This is a genomic window from Nitratidesulfovibrio sp. SRB-5, assembly GCF_019931275.1.
Taxonomy (GTDB): Bacteria; Desulfobacterota; Desulfovibrionia; order Desulfovibrionales; family Desulfovibrionaceae; genus Cupidesulfovibrio.
In genome coordinates this window covers 422,327-441,744 of sequence record NZ_JAIOTY010000001.1, presented here as the reverse complement: position 1 = coordinate 441,744, position 19,418 = coordinate 422,327, and the positions used below count along the sequence as shown (strand labels likewise).

Here is a 19,418-nt window from a genome sequence, read left to right as displayed (position 1 = left end):
GCCATGCGCTGCCATGGCCCGGCGCAGATACTCATGGATTTTCGGAAAGCGGCAGCATAGCCTGTATGCCCTGCGCACCGCAGGTTGGCGCCATTTTCCACAGAGGCTGCCCATGAGGAATACCGACACCGGAAACGCGCCAAAGAGGGCCATTGCAACGTCGTTGGCCGTGGGCGTGATTGTGCTGCTGCTCAAGTCAGCAGCCTTTCTGGTGACGGGTTCCTCCGCCCTGCTTACCGACGCCCTGGAATCCACCATCAACGTCCTTGCCAGCGGGTTCGCCATGTGGAGCATCCACGTGGCGCAAACCCCTCCGGACAAGAATCACCCCTACGGGCACGGTCGCATCGAATACTTTTCCGTGTTCTTCGAAGGGGGGCTCATACTGGCGGCGGCCATCGGCATCATCATCACTGCCGCACCCCGCATGATCGATCCGCTGCCTCTGACCCACCTCGACACGGGGCTGGGCATCTCGGTGCTGGCTTCAACAGCCAACCTGGCACTGGCGCTTCATCTTCTGCGGGTGGGCAGAAGCACCAACACCATGACCCTCATCGCCGACGGCAAGCACATCCTGACCGATGTGTACACCACCGCCGGGGTGCTGGCAGGGCTGGCCGCCGTCCGCCTGACCGGCTGGCTGTGGCTGGACGGGGCCATAGCCTGCGCAGTGGCGCTGCACATCGTGCGAACGGGCTACGGGCTGGTGCGCAATGCCGTGAAGGGCCTGATGAACGAGGCGGATGCCGTACTTCTCCAGCGCCTGAACCGCTCGCTGCGGCAAGCGGCCTCGGAAGACTGCCTTTCGGTCCATGCCGTACGGGCGTGGATGTCGGGTCGCGACGTTTACGTGGACATGCATGTGGTGCTGCCGCGCGGGCTGTCCCTTGCCGAGGCCCAGCAATGCATGGCGAAGCTGGAAAAGATGCTGCGCCGGGACAACCCGGACGTGGCAGGGGTGCACCTGAAGCTGGAAATCTGCAATGACGCCACATGCCGCGCCTGCCGGCATGCATCGCGATGCCGACATGGACACGCGGAATCCCCTTCCGCAGCCACAAGGCAGGAAGACAACCGCCGCGCCTAGGCCGACCGGCACGCTCAGGGCAACAACGAAAGGAACGCCCCCGGGCCCATGGCCCGGGGGCGTTCCGGTCATTCGTCCGGCTTTGGCTAGTACCGGTAATGCCCCGGCTTGTACGGCCCGTCCACGGGCACGCCGATGTAGTCGGCCTGCTCACTGGTCAGGGTGGTCAGGGTAACGCCAAGGCGGGCCAGGTGCAGGCGGGCCACCTGTTCATCCAGCTTCTTGGGCAGGATGTACACCTTGCGTTCAAGGTCGGGGTTGGTGGCCAGTTCGATCTGGGCCAGGGTCTGGTTGGTGAAGCTGTTGGACATGACGAAGCTGGGGTGGCCGGTGGCGCAGCCCAGGTTCACCAGACGCCCTTCGGCCAGCACGATGATGGAGCGGCCCGACTTCAGGGTCCACTTGTCCACCTGCGGCTTGATGTTCAGGCAGGTGCAGCCGGGGGTGGTTTCCAGGTAGTGCATGTCGATTTCGTTGTCGAAGTGGCCGATGTTGCAGACGATGGCCTCGTCCTTCATGGCCTCCATGTGTGCGCCGGTGATGACCTTGTAGTTGCCGGTGGCGGTGACGAAGATGTCGCCTTCTTCCACGGCCTTTTCCATGGTGGTCACTTCGTAGCCTTCCATGGCGGCCTGCAGGGCGCAGATGGGATCGATTTCGGTCACCAGCACGCGCGCGCCAAAGCCGCGCATGGACTGGGCGCAGCCTTTGCCCACGTCGCCGTAGCCCGCGACCACCACCACCTTGCCCGCAACCATCACGTCGGTGGCGCGCTTGATGCCGTCGGCCAGCGATTCGCGGCAGCCGTACAGGTTGTCGAACTTCGACTTGGTCACCGAGTCGTTGACGTTGATGGCCGGGAACAGCAGCTTGCCTTCCTGCTCCAGCTGGTACAGGCGGTGGACCCCCGTGGTGGTTTCTTCCGAAACGCCGCGCACGCGGGCGGCCACGCGCTGCCAGCGGCCCGGATCGTTCTGGTAGGCCAGGGCAAGGCGATCCATGATGATCTGGAATTCCTTGTTGTCGTAGGCCTGCTTGAGCAGTTCGGGATTGCCTTCCACCTCGACGCCCTTGTGGATCATCAGGGTGGCGTCGCCGCCGTCGTCGACCAGCAGGTCGGGGCCGCTGCCGTCGGGCCAGGTCAGCGCCATTTCGGTGCACCACCAGTAGTCTTCCAGCGTTTCGCCCTTCCAGGCGAACACCTTGGCCATGCCGGAATCGGCAATGGCCGCCGCCGCGTGGTCCTGGGTGGAGAAGATGTTGCACGAGGCCCAGCGGATGTCCGCGCCCAGTTCGTACAGCGTCTTGATGAGCATGGCCGTCTGGATGGTCATGTGCAGGGAACCGGTGACGCGCAGGCCCTTCAGCGGCTTGCTGACGCCGTACATGCGGATGAGTTCCATCAGCCCCGGCACTTCGCGCTCGGAAAGCTGCATTTCCTTGTGGCCGAAGTCGGCCAGGGCCATGTCGGCCACCTTGTTGGCAAGGGAAAGGTCCAGGGCTTGCGCCCGCTTGGCATCGGTCATGTGTGCCTCCGTAGGGAAGGATTCGGTTGCTGTTGCGGTGTGCCGGGCACGGCATGCGGGATGCGGCCCGGGGAGCATTCGGTGACGCCCGGCGGTCCGGTGACTTCCAGAGCGCGCGGGTCCGGCGGAGCGGGGCGGGTCGTCGCGTGCCGCCTGGGCGGCCGTCCACCGGAAAACATGGGAAACGTCAAGACATGAAAACCTTGTGAAACCCGTAAGGCGCGGGGCGGCGGCACGGCGCGCGCCCCGGAAATCTGCTCCATCTACCATACAGGAGGACGGCGTGTTGGGGGAGTATAGTTGTCGATCGGTGACAGATTCCTGCTGCCCGGTTCTGCCCGGTGCCGTCCGGTTCTGTCCGAACCGGCTCAGCCCCGTCCCAGCCCCGGCCAACTGCGCCGGTTCGCCTACGACTTCTCCGCCACGATCAGGTGCAGCGACAGGCCCTTGCTCACCTCGCGCAGGTCAGCCCGGCGCACGGCAAAGCCCGCCTCGGAAAGGCGGGCCGTCAGCGCGGCCCGGTCGAAGCCCAGCCAGCGGTCGCCATAGTCGGTGCGCATGCGCTCGTTGTCATGGTGGTCGAAGTCGCTGAGAAACAGCAGCCCGCCGGTGCGCAGGGTACGGCCAATCTCGCGCAGGGCCGCCACCGGCTCCGACAGGTGGTGCAGCACCATGTTGATGGAGGCGAAATCCGCCTCGCCGTCGCGCAGGGGCAGGTGGTCCAGTTCGCCGATGCGCAGCGATACGCGCTGCCCGGCATCGGCCAGACGGCGACGGGCCATTTCCAGCATGCGCGGCGAACCGTCCACGCCGATGACCTCTTGCGCGCGGGGCAGCATGCGCTCCAGCACGGTACCCGTGCCGCAGCCCAGGTCCACGGCCACGCGGCAGCCCGGTGTGCCATCAGACCCGCCCGACGTGGCGGCAGGCATGGCATCCGCCACCGCGCCCGCCAGGTCGAACCCGCCCAGAACCTCGCGGTTCAGTTCGTCCCAGTCCTCGGCAATGGCATTGAAGAACTGGCGGGTCTTCAGCGCCCGCTCCTCGATGATCTTCTCGGCCATGGCCATGTCGCCCTGCAGGGTCATGTCCTCGGCGATGAACGGGGCCACCGCGTCCAGAAAGTCGCGGCCTTCGCCTTCCGCCGGGGCGGCGTAGAACACCCACAACCCGTCGCGGCGCGAGACCAGCAGCCCCGCCCCGGTCAGGATCTTGAGGTGGCGCGACACGCGCGACTGGCCCATTTCGAGGATGGATACCAGCTCGTTCACGTTCAGCTCGTGCTTGTTCAGCACGTGCATGAGCCGCATTCGGGTGTCGTCGGAAAGGGCCTTGAAGTAGTCGAGAGCTGCCGACATGGGATTCCCGCGCAAAATTTCTTTAGGTATGACGGGTGGTTCTCCACACGCCGGACACCGTTTCCGGATGCCTTGATATCCATACATCAAGAAAACTTGATTTGCAAGCATCCGCTCCGGCGCATACAGCGCCAGGCCGCTCCATGATCGACCTGTGGTTGCGTTTGCCGCCGCCTGACGCCGCCTGCCTCAGCCCGTCATTTCCATTGCCGGGGCTTCGCCACGGGATTACAAAATGAAATATCCCCGTTGCAAAAGGTAATCCCGCTCCCCCCTCCGCCGCGCCTTCCCCGCTCGCGCCACGCAACGCAACTCACCGTAACTGCTGCATTTCCTCTTTCTCTCCTCCCTTGGCACGCCGCATGCTCTACCGGTGACGTCCGGCACCCGCCGGGCCGGGTACGCCGTCTTCCGCCGACACAAGCAGGAACGGCTCCCGCGCACCTCCATCCGCGCCCTGCCGGGCGCGCCGGAGCGCACCATGGAACTGTACGACGCCATCGGCATCGCCTTTGCGGCGGGCCTGTTCGTCTATCTCGTGTACGCGTTGTTTCGACCCGACAAGTTCTAGAGGGTGCTTTCCAATGGCCTTTTCGCCCGTTGGCTTCGACAGACTTCGCCGCCATCCCGGTTGAATACGAGAAGGGCACGCGGCGCGGTGGACATCCGGGAGGCTCGCTCGCCTTCCTCGCCAACGAACGGAAAACCTCATTCGGAAACACCTCCCGAGCACAAGCACCTCCCTGTCGGACCGCCCCATACCGGAGACCATCATGACCCCGCGCGACTATCTGCAACTGGCCCTGTTCCTCGGCATACTGGCCGCCGCCTCGCCGCCGCTGGGCCGCTACATCCACCGCGTGCTGGAAGGTGGCCGCACCTGGCTGCATCCCCTGCTCGGCCCGGTGGAACGGCTGATCTACACGGCGGCGGGCATCGACCCCGCCAGCGACCAACCGTGGCAACGCTACGCCGCAAGCCTGCTGGGCTTCACCCTGGCGGGCTTCTGCCTGACCTTCGGCGTGCTGCTGTTCCAGGACGTGCTGCCGCTGAACCCGCAGCACTTCCCCGCCCCGTCGTGGGACCTGGCCCTGAACACCGCCGTCAGCTTCGTCACCAACACCAACTGGCAGGCCTACGGCGGCGAAACCGCCATGAGCCACCTTTCGCAGGTGGTGGCGCTGACCTACCAGAACTTCGTCTCCGCCGCAGTGGGCATGGCCGCGTGCATGGCCGTGGTGCGCGGCATCGCCCGCACCGAGGCGCAGGGCATCGGCAACTTCTGGGCCGACATGGTGCGCTCCACCCTGTACGTGCTGCTGCCGCTGTGCGTGCCCGGCGCGCTGCTGCTGGTGGGTCAGGGCATGGTGCAGACCCTTGCCGCCTCGTTCACCGTGGCAACGCCGGAAGGCGCGATACAGACCATTGCCGTGGGGCCCGTGGCCTCGCAGGCAATCATCAAGATGCTGGGCACCAACGGCGGCGGCTTCTTCAACGCCAACGCCGCCCATCCCTTCGAAAACCCCACCGCCGTCGCCAACTTCATCCAGATGCTAGCCATTTTCCTGCTGCCGAGCTCCCTCGTCTTCACGCTGGGGGCCGCCGTGCGCCGCCCCCGCCACGCCTGGACGGTATGGGGCGTGATGGCCGCCGTGTTCGTGGCGGGCACGCTGCTGACCGCCCACTTCGAATACCGGGGCACCCCGGCCATGGCGCAGGCCGTGGCTACGGGCAGCCCTGCCGCGTCCGGTCCTTCCACCTCCGCCGCCTCCGTGCCCGCGCCCATTGCCGCGTCCGGCGTCGCCTCGCCCCCCGCATCCCCTCCCGCCAGCGCCCCCGTCCCCGTGGCGGTTTCCGTCTCCGTCCCGAACATGGAAGGCAAGGAAGTGCGTTTCGGCATCTTCTCCTCCTCCCTGTTCGCCGTCGTCACCACCGACGCCTCGTGCGGCGCGGTGAACGCCATGCACGACAGCCTGACCCCGCTGGGCGGGCTGGTGACCCTGCTGAACATGCAGCTGGGCGAAATCATCTTCGGCGGGGTGGGGTCCGGCCTGTACGGCATGGTGCTGTTCATCATCCTGACCGTGTTCCTGGCCGGGCTGATGGTGGGCCGCACGCCGGACTACCTCGGCAAGCGCATCGAAGGGCGCGAGGTGACCCTGGCCGTGGCCGCCCTGCTGCTGCCCGCCCTGCCCCTGCTGGGCTTCACCGCGCTGGCCGCCGTGGGCTGGGGGCCGCAGGCCATGGCCAATGCGGGCGCGCACGGCTTCTCCGAACTGCTCTACGCCTACACCTCGTCCGCGCAGAACAACGGCAGCGCCTTTGCCGGGCTTACCGTCAACAGCCCCGTGTTCAACCTGACCACGGCGGCGTCCATGCTCATCGGACGCTTCGGCGTCATGCTGCCCATGCTGGCCGTTGCCGGTTCGCTGGCGGCGCGCAGGCCGCGCCCGGTCACCGACGCCTCGTTCCCCGTGGAAGGCGCCACCTTCGCCCTGCTGCTGGCCTCGGTCATCCTCATCGTGGGCGCGCTGACCTACCTGCCCGCCCTGTCACTGGGCCCCATCGTGGAACATCTGCAAATGATTGAAAATCAGCTCTACTAGCTGGATGATGAAGGTACCAACGCCATGAAACGTTCACGCCCCCTCTCGCACGACCCCGCCCTGTACCGCCGCGCGGTGCGGGACGCCTTCCGCAAGCTGGACCCGCGCGTGCTGGCCAGAAACCCCGTCATGTTCGTGGTGGGTGCGGGCAGCCTGCTGACCACCGCCGCCTTCCTGCACGACCTTGCCCTGCACGGGTGGTCGGCCCGCGCGGCCTTTGGCGGGCAGATCAGCCTGTGGCTGTGGGCCACGGTGCTGTTCGCCAACTTCGCAGAAGCGCTGGCCGAAGGGCGCGGCAAGGCCCAGGCCGACACCCTGCGCAACGCCCGGCGCGACACCCCGGCCCTGCGCCTGCGCAGCGGCGGCGCCACCGAAGAGGTTTCCGCCTCGGCCCTGCTGCCCGACGACGTGGTGGTGGTGGAAGCGGGCCGGATGATCCCCGCCGACGGCACCGTGGTGGAAGGCGCCGCCGCCGTGGACGAATCGGCCATCACCGGCGAATCGGCCCCGGTGGTGCGCGAATCCGGCGGCGACCGCAGCGCGGTGACCGGCGGCACCACGGTGCTGTCCGACCGGCTGGTGATCCGCGTGACGCAGGAGCCGGGCAAGTCCTTCCTCGACAGGATGATCGCCCTTGTGGAAGGCGCGGAACGCCAGAAGACCCCCAACGAGATCGCCCTGAACATCCTGCTGGCCGGGCTGACCATCGTCTTCCTGCTGGCCGTGGTCACCCTGAAGCCGTTCGCCCTGTTTCACGACGTGAATCTGGGCGTGGTGGTGCTGGTGGCCCTGCTGGTGTGCCTGATTCCCACCACCATCGGCGGGCTGCTGGCGGCCATCGGCATTGCGGGCATGGACCGCCTGCTGCGCCGCAACGTGCTGGCCATGTCGGGCCGCGCGGTGGAGGCGGCGGGCGACGTGGACGTGCTGCTGCTGGACAAGACCGGCACCATCACCCTGGGCAACCGCATGGCCGCCGACTTCGTGCCCCTGTCCGGCGTGGACCGGACGGAGCTGGTGCGCGCCGCGCTGCTGGCCTCGTCCGGCGACGAAACGCCGGAAGGCCGGTCCATCGTGGATCTGGCCCGGCAGCAGGGCGGCGACGCCACGCCCGCCGCGCACGGGCACATCACCCGCATCCCCTTCAGCGCGCAAACCCGCATGAGCGGCATCGACCAGCCGGGCGAACAACTGCGCAAGGGCGCCACCGACGCGGTGCTGGCCTGGGTTGGTGGATTGGCGGGTTTGAATGGGCTGGCCGGTCTGAACGGGCCGGATGGAATGGACAGATCGCATCTGCCCGAAGCAGCCAGCCGCAACGGAGCCGCCCGGCACGAGGAGGCCCACCGCCTGGCCGACGCCATCGCCAGCCAGGGCGGCACCCCGCTGGTGGTGGCTTCTTCCGTGGCGGGCGTGCTGGGGGTCATCCACCTGAAGGACGTGGTCAAGCCGGGCATGCGCGACCGCTTCGAGCGCATCCGGGCCATGGGCATCCGCACGGTGATGATCACCGGCGACAACCGGCTGACGGCGCAGGCCATCGCCGCCGAGGCGGGCGTGGACGACTACCTTGCCGAGGCCAAGCCGGAAGACAAGCTGCACCTCATCGTGGACCTGCAAAAGGGCGGGCGGCTGGTGGCCATGTCCGGCGACGGCACCAACGACGCGCCCGCGCTGGCCCAGTCGGACGTGGGGCTGGTGATGAACACCGGCACCCAGGCCGCGCGCGAGGCGGGCAACATGATCGACCTGGATTCCGACCCCACCAAGCTCATAGAAATCGTGGAGATCGGCAAGCAACTGCTGATCACGCGGGGGGCGCTGACCACCTTCAGCGTGTCCAACGACGTGGCCAAGTACTTCGCCATCATTCCCGCGCTGTTCGCCGCATCGCTGCCGCAACTGGGCGCGCTGGACGTGATGCGCCTGTCCAGCCCGGAAAGCGCCGTGCTCTCCGCCGTGATCTTCAACGCGCTGATCATCGTGGCGCTCATCCCGCTGGCTTTGCGCGGGGTGCGCTACCGCCCGCGCGGCACGGCGCATGCGCTGCGCACAAACCTGCTGGTCTACGGGCTGGGCGGGCTGGTGGCCCCGTTCGTCGGCATCAAGTGCATCGACCTGCTGATCACCGCCCTCGGGCTGGTGTAGCGGCAGGCAAAGGAGAAGGTCATGCTCACCCTTGTCAGACAATCCCTCGCGGTCACCCTGCTGCTTGCGGCCCTGCTGTGCGGCGCGTACCCTGTACTGGTGACAGGTGCGGCGCAGGCCCTGCTGCCCCACAAGGCCAACGGCTCGCCCGTGATGCCCGAGAGTGGGGTGGCGGACGGCCGGGTAACGGGGTCCGCCCTGATCGGCCAGCATTTCACCGGGGCCGGGTACTTCCACGGCAGACCTTCTGCCGCAGGAGAAGGCGGCTACGACGCCTCGGCGTCCGGCGGGTCCAACCTTGGTCCCACCAGCCGTGCGCTGGCAGAGGCCATGCAGGCCCGCGCCGCCGCCCTGCGCGCGGAAAACCCGGACTGGAAGGCCCCCCTGCCCCCGGACATGGTCACCGCCTCGGCCAGCGGGCTGGACCCGCACGTCAGCCCGCAGGGAGCCGCCATGCAGGTGGCCCGCGTGGCCGCCGCGCGCGGCCTGCCCATCAAGGCCGTGGCCCTGCTGGTGGAGGAGCACGTGGAAGGACCGCAACTGGGCCTGTTCGGCGAACCGCACGTCAACGTGCTGCGCCTGAACCTGGCGCTGGACGCGCTGGCGGGTGGCCGGGCAGAAGGCAACTAGGACGTGTCTTGGCCGTGTTATTGGCCAGTCCGGTCGCTCCCCACATGGACCGACTGCCCGCAGGCACTCGCGCGCCGTGCATGACAGGAGTTTTGTTCACCGGCAAGGAAGATGCGTCTTTTACGAAGGCGAGCGCACTCTAATGTGCGTGACCGGAGTAAAAGGCGCATCTGACGCCGCCGGTGGGCAAAAGGCCGTCATGCACCAGGAGGAAACATGGAAGGTTTCGCGGAACTGCTGGCCCGCAAGCGACAGGGCTCGCTGAAGGTCTACCTTGGCTACGCGGCGGGGGTGGGCAAGACCTACGCCATGCTCCAGGAAGGGCACCGGCTGCGTCAGGCCGGGTTCGACGTGGCCATCGGCTACGTGGAGCCCCACCGCCGCCCGGAAACCGCCGCCCTCATGGACGGGCTGGAGGTGGTGCCCCCGCGCATGTGCCGGGTGGGCGACGCCCTGTTTCCCGAGGTGGACGTGCCCGCCGTGCTGGCCCGCCGCCCGCAGGTGGCGCTGGTGGACGAACTGGCCCACACCAACGCCGCAGGGTCGCCCAACCCCAAGCGTTACCGCGACGTGCTGGAGATCATGGAGGCGGGCATCAACGTCATCACCACGCTCAACGTGCAGCACCTGGAATCGGTGGCCGAGCGGGTGGAGACGGTGACCGGCATCCCGGTGCGCGAACGGCTGCCCGACGCGGTGCTGCACCGCGCCGATCAGGTGGTGAACGTGGACGTGACCAAGGAGGAACTGCGCGAGCGGTTGCGCCTGGGCAAGATCTACGGGCCGGAGCAGGCCGAGCGGGCGCTGATGGGCTTTTTCACCTACCAGAACCTGTCGCTGCTGCGCGAACTGTGCCTGCGCGAGGCATCGGGCGACCAGGTGCGCAAGATCACCGAGCAGGGCCTGTTGTCGCGCGAGGCCGCCGGAGACGCCGTGGAGGCGGTGATGGTGGCCCTGAGTTCCGACCCCACCGACGCGGAAACCCTGATCCGCCGGGGCATGCGCATGGCCAGCCAGTTCGGCTCGCCGTGCTACGTGGTGTACGTGCGCCGCCCCAGCGAAACCCCGGTGCGCATCGACGCGGGGTTGCAGCGCGTGCTGCAGAACAACCTGCGCCTGGCCGCCCTGCTGGGGGCGGAAGTGGTGCAACTGGAAGGGCACGACGTGCCCGAGGCGCTGGTGAACTTCGCCAGCGAGCGCAACGTGCGCCACGCGGTGTTCGGCAAGTCGCGCCTGTCGCCCCTGCGCGAGCGGCTGCGCGGCTCGTTCATTCTCGACTTTCTGCACGAGGCGGTGGGGGTGGACGTGCACATCGTCAACACCACCCCCCGGGAGGCCCCATGAGCGCCAGCCCGTATGCGTCCTTCACGGATGGGCCCGCGGGTGCGTCTGCGGATGCGTCTGGCCCGAATGCTTCCGGTCCTGATGCTTCCGGCGGGGGCCATTCCGGCAGGAACACCCCCGACTCACGGCAGGGGCCGCACGGCCCCCGCACGCCCTACGGGCCGGAATCCGCCGCCCACGCCGGGCCACGCGCCACTACGCTGCCCACCCTGCAAAAGCGCATCCGGCGCGACTTCCTGCGGCTGGTGGGGCTGTTCGGGGTGCTGGGCATCGTGCTGGTGGGCGCGGTGTTTGCCGCCGGGCGCATGCCCAACCTGCTGGTGCGCATGAACTACGATTCCATCGCCTGGGTGCGCGAGATGGAAACGGCCATGAACGGCCTGCGCTTTGCCGACCAGTACCCGGAACGGGACGGCGCGGGCTGGGCCGCCGCCTTCGAGGCCGCGCTGGACCGGGCGGAACGCAACATCACCGAACCGGATGAACCGCAGGCCCTGGCGGACATCCGCGCCGCCTGGGTCGAGTTCCGCCGGGTGGCCACAGGGGCACCCCCTTCCCCCGCCCCCGATGCCCCCGTCGCGGTGGATGCGGCCCACGCGGGGCTGCGCGCCACCCTTGCCGCGCTGGTGGAAGTGAACGAGCGCGGCATGTTCCGGCGGCTGGACCGCAACACCCTGCTGCGCGACGCCACCGTGATGGGCGCGGCGGCGCTGTTTCTGGCGGGCACGCTATGGGCGGTGCTGCTGGCCGACAGTATCGCGGCCCGCGTCTCGCACCCGTTGCGCCGGGCGGCGGAAGTTTTCAAGGAGCGCCCCCGGCTGGGCGCGCCGCTGCACCTGCCCCCGCCCCAGACGCTGGAGGTGCGCGTGCTGTTCGACGAACTGGTGCGGCTGTGGGGACGCCTGAGCGAACTGGACGCCCTGAACGTGGGCAGTCTGACGGCGGAAAAGCGCAAGCTGGAGGTCATTCTGGAATCGGCGGACGACGCCATCCTGGTGCTGGACGGCGCGGGCACGGTGGCCCACGTCAGCGAACGGATGCTGCCGCTGCTGGGGCTTGCGCGCGAACAGGTGCTGGGCATGCCCTGGGCCGACCTTTCCACCGCCGCGCCCAACTACCTGGCCCTGCGCGGGGCGCTGGACGCCAGCCTGCACGGCAAGCGCGACGTGCCCCTGACCGAAGGCGGCGAGGAGCGGGTGTTCGTGGCCCGGCGGCGGGATCTCGTGGGCGGCGACGCCCACGGGCTCTCGGAGGTCGGCGGTGACGCCCACGGGCTGTCGGAGGTCGGCGGTGGCGCACATGGGCTCTCGGAGGTCGGCGGCGACGCCCACGGGCTGGCGGAGGCAGGAAGCACCAGCCAGACACCGCGCTCATCCTTCCCGTCCGCGTCCTCCGTGCCGTTCCATTCCCCCATGCCTCCCGCATATCCCGCTTCCCCCACTCCCCCCACATCCATAGTCGGGCAGGTCTTCCTGCTGGGCGACGTCACCGAGGCCCGGCGGCGCGAGGGGCTGCGCTCGGAAATGATGGACTGGGTGTCGCACGAACTGAAGACCCCCATGCAGTCGCTGTGCCTTGCGGCGGACCTGCTGGACCGGCGCAAGGACACTCTGGACGCCGAGGGCCGACTGCTGGTGGAAACCGTGCACGAGGACGCCGCCCGCCTGCGCACCCTTGCCCAGCAATTCATGGACATTGCCCGCATGACCCCTTCCGCCCTGCACCTGACGCGGGACGAGGCGGACCTGCCCGCCCTGCTGGACCGCTGGCTGACGCCCTTCGTGCTGCTGGCCCGCGAAACCGGGGTGCGCCTGGCCGTGGATGCCCGCGAGGCCCCCGTGAAAGTGCGTCTGGACGCGGAACGCTTCGCCTGGGTGGTCTCCAACCTGGTGGCCAACGCCCTGCGCGCCAGCCCCACGGATGGCGAGGTGCGGGTGCGGGTGACCGAGCATCAGGGCCGCGCGGTCATCGAGGTGGAGGACGAAGGCGCGGGCCTGCCGGAAGCCGTGCAGGCGCGCCTGTTCCAGCCCTTCGCCCACGGCCCGGCGGCGGGCGCGCGCGGCGGCCTGTATGGCCTGGGCCTTGCCATCACCCGCTCCATCGTGGATGCCCACGGCGGGCACATTGCCTATGAACGGCGCGAGGAACGCGGCTCGCGCTTCACCGTGACCCTGCCGCTACCGCCCCGCAACGGCCAGGAGGACGAATCGGGCATGGACACGAGCACTGACATGGCCGATGACACCACAACGGCGAACCGTTCCGCCCCGGACATCGGATGATGCCGGAAAGGCCCGCCACATCCGCAATCCTCCCAAGCCCCATGAAGGACGCCATGCCCTCCGCACCGCAACCACAAGCCGCCCCAGCCGCCGCCCCGGCCCCCGGCAACGAGCACGCCCGCACCCCGCTGGACGTGCTGGTGGTGGACGACGACTCCGGCATCCTGACCACCCTGCGCCTGGCCCTGTCCGCCGCCGGATGCCCGGTGCGCACGGCGGCCAGCGCGGAAGAGGCGCTGGCCCTGCTGGCCGGACACCCCGCCGACCTCGTGCTGACCGACGTGCGCATGGAAGGGGCATCGGGCATCGACCTGGTGCGTGAAGTCCGCGCGCTGCTCCCGGACGCGCTGTGCGTGGTCATGACCGCCTTCGCCTCGTTCGAGAACGCCGTGGCCGCCATCAAGGCCGGGGCCTTCGACTACCTGCCCAAGCCCTTTTCCGTGGAACAGCTGGAGCATCTGGTGGGCAAGGTGGCCACGGTGGTGGCCTTGCGCCGCGAAAACGCCCGGTTGCGGGCGGCGGGCGCATCGGATGCCGCAGGCGCGGGCGGTGACTGGTTCGCTGGGCTTACCGCCCCGGCCACGCTGGCCTTGCAGACGCTGGTGGAACGCATTGCCCCCAGCGAGGCCACGGTGCTGCTGACCGGAGAGACGGGCACCGGCAAGACCGCGCTGGCGCGGGCCATCCATGCCCGCTCTGCGCGGGCGGGCCGCCCCTTCGTGGAGGTGACCTGCACCGCGCTGGCGGAATCGTTGTTCGAATCGGAGGTGTTCGGCCACGTGCGCGGGGCGTTCACCGGCGCGGTGCGCGACCACGCGGGCAAGTTCGAACTGGCCGAGGGCGGCACGCTGTTCCTGGACGAGGTGGGCGAGCTGTCGCCCGCGTCGCAGGCCAAACTGCTGCGCTTTCTGGAGGACCGGGTCATCGAACGGGTGGGCGGCACCCGCCCCCTGCGGCTGGACGTGCGCATCATCGCCGCCACCAACCGCGACCTTGCCCGGCTGTGCCGCGAAGGCGCGTTCCGTGAAGACCTGTACTACCGGCTGAACGTGTTCGAGTGCGTGGTGCCGCCCCTGCGCGACCGGCCCGACGACATCGCGCCGCTGGCGGCCCGGCTGTTCCGCACGGCGTCGGTGCGGCTGGGGGTGGATACGGGATCGGAAGGGGCGCACGACGCCGTTGCATCGGGCGAGGGCCTTGCCCCCCTGCCGCCAGCGGTGCTGCATGCCCTGCTGGCCCACCGCTGGCCGGGCAACGTGCGCGAATTGCGCAACGCCATGGAGCGCATGGCCCTGCTGGCCGCCGGGCGGCAGCCGGGGCTGGCCGACCTGCCCGACGCGGTGCGCGCCGCCGCCGGGCTGCCCCCGCTGGGCGCGGGCGGCCTGTCGCAACGCGACGACGGGGACGACGCGCGCCTGCCCACCCTGCGCGAACTGGAAGAGGCGCACATCCGCCGGGTGCTGGCCACGGAACGCAACATGGAGCGCGCCGCCGCCATCCTGGGCATCACCACCGTGACCCTGTGGCGCAAGCGCAAGGAACTGGGGCTGGAGTAGTCGGCTTCCGCACCCGGCGCATGCCCGCCAACGGGCGAAAAGACAACGTGGCTACCTGGCCAGCCGCAACAACCGCTCGGCCACCACCGCCGGGGCCACGTGGCGGCGCATGGATTCCGTGGCGCGCAGTTCGCCGCGCAGGTTCATGGGCTCGCTGGCGTGGGCGCTGGTCAGTTGCGCCTCGCAGGCGTCGCGCAGCAGCGCGAACGACGCCTCCACCTCGGGGTACTCGTTGTCCTCGCGCCACGGCAGGCGCAGCGTGGTTTCCGCCTCGCGCCCCGCGTGCGAGGGGGCATCCAGCACGTAGACGCCCCTGGGGGCCTCGCCCGCGCGTTCGCTTTCGCCGGGGTAGCAGTGGGGCCGCCACGAATCGGGCGGTTCGGGGATGGTGGACTGCACCCGCACCGGGGGCACGCCCAGCGCCTTTTCGTGCGGTTCAAGGGACACGGTGTAACGCAGCACGGGGCGCAGGTTGCCGCGCTGCTTGTCGATGCGCCATTCGATGCGCATGGTCAGGCTCCTTCGTGCAGGGTCAGCACCTCGCCGAAGGGCGGGGCGTCGTCGCCACCGTCTGCCCCCACGGGCCGGGTGGACGCCCACAGCACCGGGTACGGCGGCGGCGCGGGAAAACGGTTGCATTCAAGGTCGGTCAGGCAGATCAAGCAGGCCGGATGCAGGCCGTCGGCATCCACGCGGGCGAAGGCCGGGCGGTAGTCCGTGCCGCCCCCGCCGCGCGGGGTCAGGCGCAGGGGCAGATCCCAGCGCGTCAGGTGCAGCACTTCCTGCACGGCGCAGTCGCAGTAGATAACCGTGAGCCGGGTGTCGAAATCCTGCAATATGGCGGACACCTCGCCGCAGAAGCGGGCCAGCGCGGCGTCGTCCACCGAGCCGGAGCTGTCGATGACCAGCACCAGTTCCGGCAGATCCTGCGAGCGCAATGACGGCAGGTGCAGCCCCATGTGCACGTAGCGCCGGTTGGGCGGCGTCCACGAATAGTCGTTGGCCGTGCACTGGCGGATGAACCGGCGCAGCAGGGTGCGCCAGTCCAGCGGCGGGTGCAGGGCCTGCCCGGCCAGCCGTTCCAGCCCGGCGGGCAGGTCGCCCATGAAGCGCGCCCCCTGCACCGCCTGCCCCAGGTCGATGCGCAGGTCGCGTTCGGCCCGGCGACGGGCCGCGTCTGACGCGTCACCCTGCAACGCGGGATGATCGCGCACCTCGCCGGAAAAGGACGTTTCCACGTTGTCGCGGCCTTCGCCCTCGCCCGTGCGGTCACCGCCGCGCCCGTCCGCATCGTCCCCTTCCGGCAGTTCCGGCGGCGCCTGTTCCGGGTCGCTGCGGCGCTGCGTGGCCGGGGCTTCTTCCGGCTGGTCGCCGGAGGCGCCGGAACGCGCACCGCTGGCCTCTGCCTCGCCCTGGGCCTTGTCGCCGGTGCCGCCGCCCTTCTCTTCTTCCTGCATGCGCGAAAGCACGGCGTAGATGTCCTCCGCCGTGCGGCCCCGATGTTCCGGCGCGTCCAGAAATCCGGCGGGCAGGGTGAAGCCCGCATCCAGCAGTATGCCGTTCACCGCGTAGTCGCAGGCGCGGTTCCACAGGCCTTCGTCGCGCCCGTCACGGCGCACGTGGTGGCCGCAGACCACGTGCAGCACCTCGTGCGCCTGCATGGCCGTGACCATGGCGTCCGGCAGGGCGGCCACCCGGCGCGGGTTGAAGCCCAGGCTCACGCCGTCGGTCCACAGGCCGTCGCAGGCGGGGTCCGCCTTCAGGTGCAGCCGCAGGGCCAGCGAGCCGAAAAAGGGATGGTCCAGCACCAGCGCGGCGCGGGCGCGCAGCATGCGTCCGTGGGCCTCGGCTTCCAGCGCCCTTTCGGTGGGGCCGCAAGGGGCGGGTGATTCGGGGGCGACGGGGAGGTTGGATGCGCCCGGGCGCTCGGCGGCAGGCGCGGCAGAAAGATATGCCTCGCACAAGGGGGTGACATGTCCGCCCGGCATCCCGTCCGGCGCCACGCTTTGCGCCACGTCCCGCGCCCCATCCGGCAGAACCTCCAGAACCGGCCCAACGGGCCGCCTGCCGGGCCGGAAGTCCGCAATCTCCGGATGCACGGCCCCGCTCACAGCAGCACGTGGGCGTTGGCCTGCGCCCACCGCGCGAAGGACGGGGTTTCCACCACCGTGGTGTCGGCGCGCACGGAATCGCGCATCAGCAGCACGCCGAATTCCACGGGCAGGCGGTCGGCGTAGCACACCAGCGCCTCCATGGTGCCGGGCGCGGCGTGGCGGGCCAGCGCCTCGCATATGGCGTAGGCGGCGGCGGGTTCGTCGGGCACCGGGGCCTCGTGCGGGGCGGCCAGCACGGCGTCCGGCTCCGGCAGGTCGCGCCACACCCGCAGAAAGCCCGCGAATTCGGCGGCGGCCCCTTCGCCCACGGCCCCGCGCACCAGATCGTATTCCACGGCCTCGTCCGGCCCGGCGGCCAGCATGTCGGACACGTATTCCCACGTGCGTGGCGAGGGAAAGGCCCGGTCGACCACGGCAGGGTCGAAGTCGTGCAGCAGGCGCGGGCGAAAGCGCAGGAAGGCCGTGACCTCGGAACGGATGTTCGCGGACTGCGCCCAGCCCAGCCAGTCTTCGAGGTCGGTCTCGAAGTCCAGATGCACCATGCGGTTGGCCAGCGCGGTGGGCATGCGGTGGGTTACCGCCCGGTCCTGTTCGCGATTGCCCGCCGCCACCACGGCCCAGCCATCAGGCAGGCGGTATTCGCCAAGCTGGCGATCAAGAATCAGCTGGTAGCAGGCGGCCTGCACCAGCGGCGGCGCGGCGTTCAGTTCGTCCAGGAACAGGATGCCCCGCCCGTCATCGGGCAGGAACGAGGGCGAGCACCACCGGGCGCGCCCGGTGGCGTCGATGGTCGGCAAGCCGCGCAGATCCACGGGGTCCAGCAGCACGGCGCGAACGTCGCGCAGGTCCATGCCAAGGTCGTGGGCAACCTGCGCCACCACCCGGCTTTTGCCCACGCCCGGCGCGCCCCACAGGAACACGGGACGACGGATGGCCACCAGCGTGGCAAGGGCGCGGGCAATCTGGGAAGGAATCATGAAGGCTCCAGGGATGAAGGAATGGCGAGAGGAAGACGGCGGCAAATGCGCTCCGACGAAGTCGGACAGCGCCCCGCCGTAAGGCGCGGCGCACCCGGCAAACCCCGCAGCGAGGCGTATTGGACGGACACCATGTTGGGGAAGGCACATGCCGGGCACGCCGCCCTGCCGGGCCATTGCCGCATTCCGCCACAAGGCGGACAACTCGCAACGACCACGGAGCAGGCGTGACGCCGACGGGGGTTGCGGCCCGTTTGCCTCGCGGTCATGGCGCAGGGGGGCGGCGTCATCGGTGCGGGGTGGGCCTCGTCGGCGGCACCCCCTGTGTATTGAAATTGAAAATCGAAGTCAATAAAAGGTACGCAACCTACGACTCCCTGTCAGAAGACAGTCAGATTTCCCTTCAACGCACCACACGTGAAACCAGCCAGCAAACCGGCCAAAAAGGGCACGTACCTTCATACAGCCTGCCTACTTCACGCAATAAACGCTTCAAGCACCAACCGGCCAAACATGATGACGGACAAAAACGGCGGCCCCTCGCGGAGCCGCCGTCCTCATTCTTCATTTTCCGTCCCGACACTCGCCGGGCACCGTCCGTCGCATCCTACCACTTGCGCTCATACTTGTTGCGCAGCCAGATGGCCGTGGCGTTCATGCCCAGCAGCAGCACCAGCAGCACCAGAATGCCCGCCGCGGTGCGCTCGGAAAAGGCCCGCTGCGAATCCGACGCCCAGGTGAATATCTGGGCGGGCAGCACCGTGGCCGCGCTGTTGAAGTTTTCCGGCGCTTCCGGGATGTAGGCCATCATGCCCACGATGAGCAGGGGCGCGGTTTCGCCCATGGCGCGGGCCAGGCCGATGATGGTGCCGGTCAGGATGCCCGGCAGCGACAACGGCAGCACGTGGTGCCACACCACCTGCAACGGCGTTGCCCCAAGGGCCAGCGCCGCCTCGCGGATGGACGGGGGTATGGACCGGATGGCCGCCCGCGTGCTGATGATGATGGCGGGCAGGGTCATCAGCGACAGGGTAAGCCCGCCCACCAGGGCCGACGACCGGGCCACCCCCATGAAGTTGATGAAGATGGCCAGCCCCAGCAGCCCGTACAGGATGGACGGGATGGCCGCCAGGTTGTTGATGTTCACCTCGATGATCTGGGTCAGCCGGTTGTCCGGCGCAAATTCCTCCAGGTACACCGCGCACATCACCCCCACGGGAAAGCTGATGGCCAGGGTTATCAGCAGCACGTACAGCGAGCCGATGGCCGCCGCGCGGATGCCCGCCAGTTCCGGCAGCTTGGAATCGCCCGACTCGAAGAACCCCCAGTTGAAGGCCAGCCGTGCCTTGCCTTCCTGGCGCATGGTGTCCACCAGCGCCTGATGCCTGGGCTTCAGCCGGTTGGGGCGCCCCTTCAGGTACTGGTCGGTGTCTGCGCTGGCCAGCACCCACACCTCTTGCGTGGTGCCGATGAGCCTGCTGTTCTCGGCCATCATGGACGGGATGAGCCGGGTGAAGCTGCGCGAGACGACCTGCACCGTATCCGGGTCCATGGCGGCGTAGGGGTTGTCGTGCGCCTCGACCGTGTAGTTCACGGCCACCAGCAGTTCCGCCTGCTGGAAGGCGGGGTAGCCCTTGCGCCCGATGTCGAACAGAAAGAACACCAGAAACGCCCCGGCCAGAAACAGCGCGGATATGGCGCACAGGCGAAAGCGCGTTTCCGCCGCGCGCCGCTTGCGCAGCAGCTTCTTTTCGTCGATGCCGAACAATGATGCCATGCTGCCCCCC

Annotated in this window: 14 protein-coding genes; 8 read left to right on the top strand and 6 right to left on the bottom strand. The window is 68.9% G+C overall.

Features of this window, described 5'->3' with window-relative positions; genetic code table 11:
- The first annotated feature begins 112 nt into the window (after positions 1 to 112).
- A complete protein-coding gene (locus tag K6142_RS01675) occupies positions 113 to 1,090 on the top strand; it encodes a cation diffusion facilitator family transporter (RefSeq protein WP_190245621.1) in 978 nt (325 codons plus the stop codon).
- A gap of 86 nt (positions 1,091 to 1,176) precedes the next feature.
- On the opposite strand, the gene ahcY is transcribed toward K6142_RS01675, so the two are convergent.
- Positions 1,177 to 2,616: an adenosylhomocysteinase gene (gene ahcY / locus K6142_RS01670; protein WP_190245620.1), complete on the bottom strand. Its 1,440-nt coding sequence runs from the start codon at positions 2,614 to 2,616 to the stop codon at positions 1,177 to 1,179.
- A 407-nt stretch (positions 2,617 to 3,023) separates the two neighbouring features.
- Complete coding sequence (locus K6142_RS01665) at positions 3,024 to 3,974, bottom strand: ArsR/SmtB family transcription factor (protein ID WP_190245619.1); 951 nt, start codon at positions 3,972 to 3,974, stop codon at positions 3,024 to 3,026.
- A gap of 373 nt (positions 3,975 to 4,347) precedes the next feature.
- Here K6142_RS01665 and kdpF point away from each other — a divergent pair, with 373 nt between their 5' ends.
- The 7 genes from kdpF (at position 4,348) to K6142_RS01630 (ending at position 14,540) form a co-directional block, all read left to right on the top strand.
- Complete coding sequence (gene kdpF, locus K6142_RS16630; protein WP_223290431.1) at positions 4,348 to 4,545, top strand: K(+)-transporting ATPase subunit F; 198 nt, start codon at positions 4,348 to 4,350, stop codon at positions 4,543 to 4,545.
- A gap of 202 nt (positions 4,546 to 4,747) precedes the next feature.
- The gene (kdpA, locus tag K6142_RS01655; protein ID WP_190245618.1) at positions 4,748 to 6,580 is read left to right on the top strand and encodes a potassium-transporting ATPase subunit KdpA; all 1,833 of its coding nucleotides are present in this window, start codon (positions 4,748 to 4,750) and stop codon (positions 6,578 to 6,580) included.
- A gap of 24 nt (positions 6,581 to 6,604) precedes the next feature.
- Positions 6,605 to 8,728, top strand: a complete 2,124-nt coding sequence (gene kdpB, locus K6142_RS01650; protein WP_190245617.1) for a potassium-transporting ATPase subunit KdpB — start codon at positions 6,605 to 6,607, stop codon at positions 8,726 to 8,728.
- Positions 8,729 to 8,749: 21 nt separating this feature from the next.
- Complete coding sequence (gene kdpC, locus K6142_RS01645) at positions 8,750 to 9,358, top strand: potassium-transporting ATPase subunit KdpC (RefSeq protein ID WP_190245616.1); 609 nt, start codon at positions 8,750 to 8,752, stop codon at positions 9,356 to 9,358.
- A 216-nt stretch (positions 9,359 to 9,574) separates the two neighbouring features.
- Positions 9,575 to 10,702, top strand: coding sequence for a universal stress protein (locus K6142_RS01640; RefSeq protein WP_190245615.1), 1,128 nt, complete (start codon positions 9,575 to 9,577; stop codon positions 10,700 to 10,702).
- Positions 10,699 to 12,984: a sensor histidine kinase gene (locus tag K6142_RS01635; RefSeq protein ID WP_190245614.1), complete on the top strand. Its 2,286-nt coding sequence runs from the start codon at positions 10,699 to 10,701 to the stop codon at positions 12,982 to 12,984. Before K6142_RS01640 ends, K6142_RS01635 begins: the two co-directional genes overlap by 4 nt.
- Positions 12,985 to 13,025: 41 nt before the next feature.
- Entirely contained in the window at positions 13,026 to 14,540 is a 1,515-nt protein-coding gene (locus K6142_RS01630; protein WP_223380729.1) for a sigma-54-dependent transcriptional regulator, read from the top strand.
- Between the two features lie 51 nt (positions 14,541 to 14,591).
- On the opposite strand, the gene K6142_RS01625 is transcribed toward K6142_RS01630, so the two are convergent.
- From K6142_RS01625 to pstA, 4 genes are all read right to left on the bottom strand, one after another.
- Complete coding sequence (locus tag K6142_RS01625) at positions 14,592 to 15,050, bottom strand: hypothetical protein (protein WP_190245939.1); 459 nt, start codon at positions 15,048 to 15,050, stop codon at positions 14,592 to 14,594.
- 2 nt (positions 15,051 to 15,052) lie between these two features.
- The gene (locus K6142_RS01620; RefSeq protein WP_190245940.1) at positions 15,053 to 16,372 is read right to left on the bottom strand and encodes a DUF2201 family putative metallopeptidase; all 1,320 of its coding nucleotides are present in this window, start codon (positions 16,370 to 16,372) and stop codon (positions 15,053 to 15,055) included.
- 275 nt (positions 16,373 to 16,647) lie between these two features.
- Positions 16,648 to 17,631, bottom strand: a complete 984-nt coding sequence (locus tag K6142_RS01615) for an AAA family ATPase (protein WP_190245941.1) — start codon at positions 17,629 to 17,631, stop codon at positions 16,648 to 16,650.
- A 607-nt stretch (positions 17,632 to 18,238) separates the two neighbouring features.
- On the bottom strand, positions 18,239 to 19,408 hold the full coding sequence (gene pstA / locus K6142_RS01610) for a phosphate ABC transporter permease PstA (protein WP_190245942.1): 1,170 nt from the start codon (positions 19,406 to 19,408) through the stop codon (positions 18,239 to 18,241).
- Between the last annotated feature and the right edge of the window lie 10 nt (positions 19,409 to 19,418).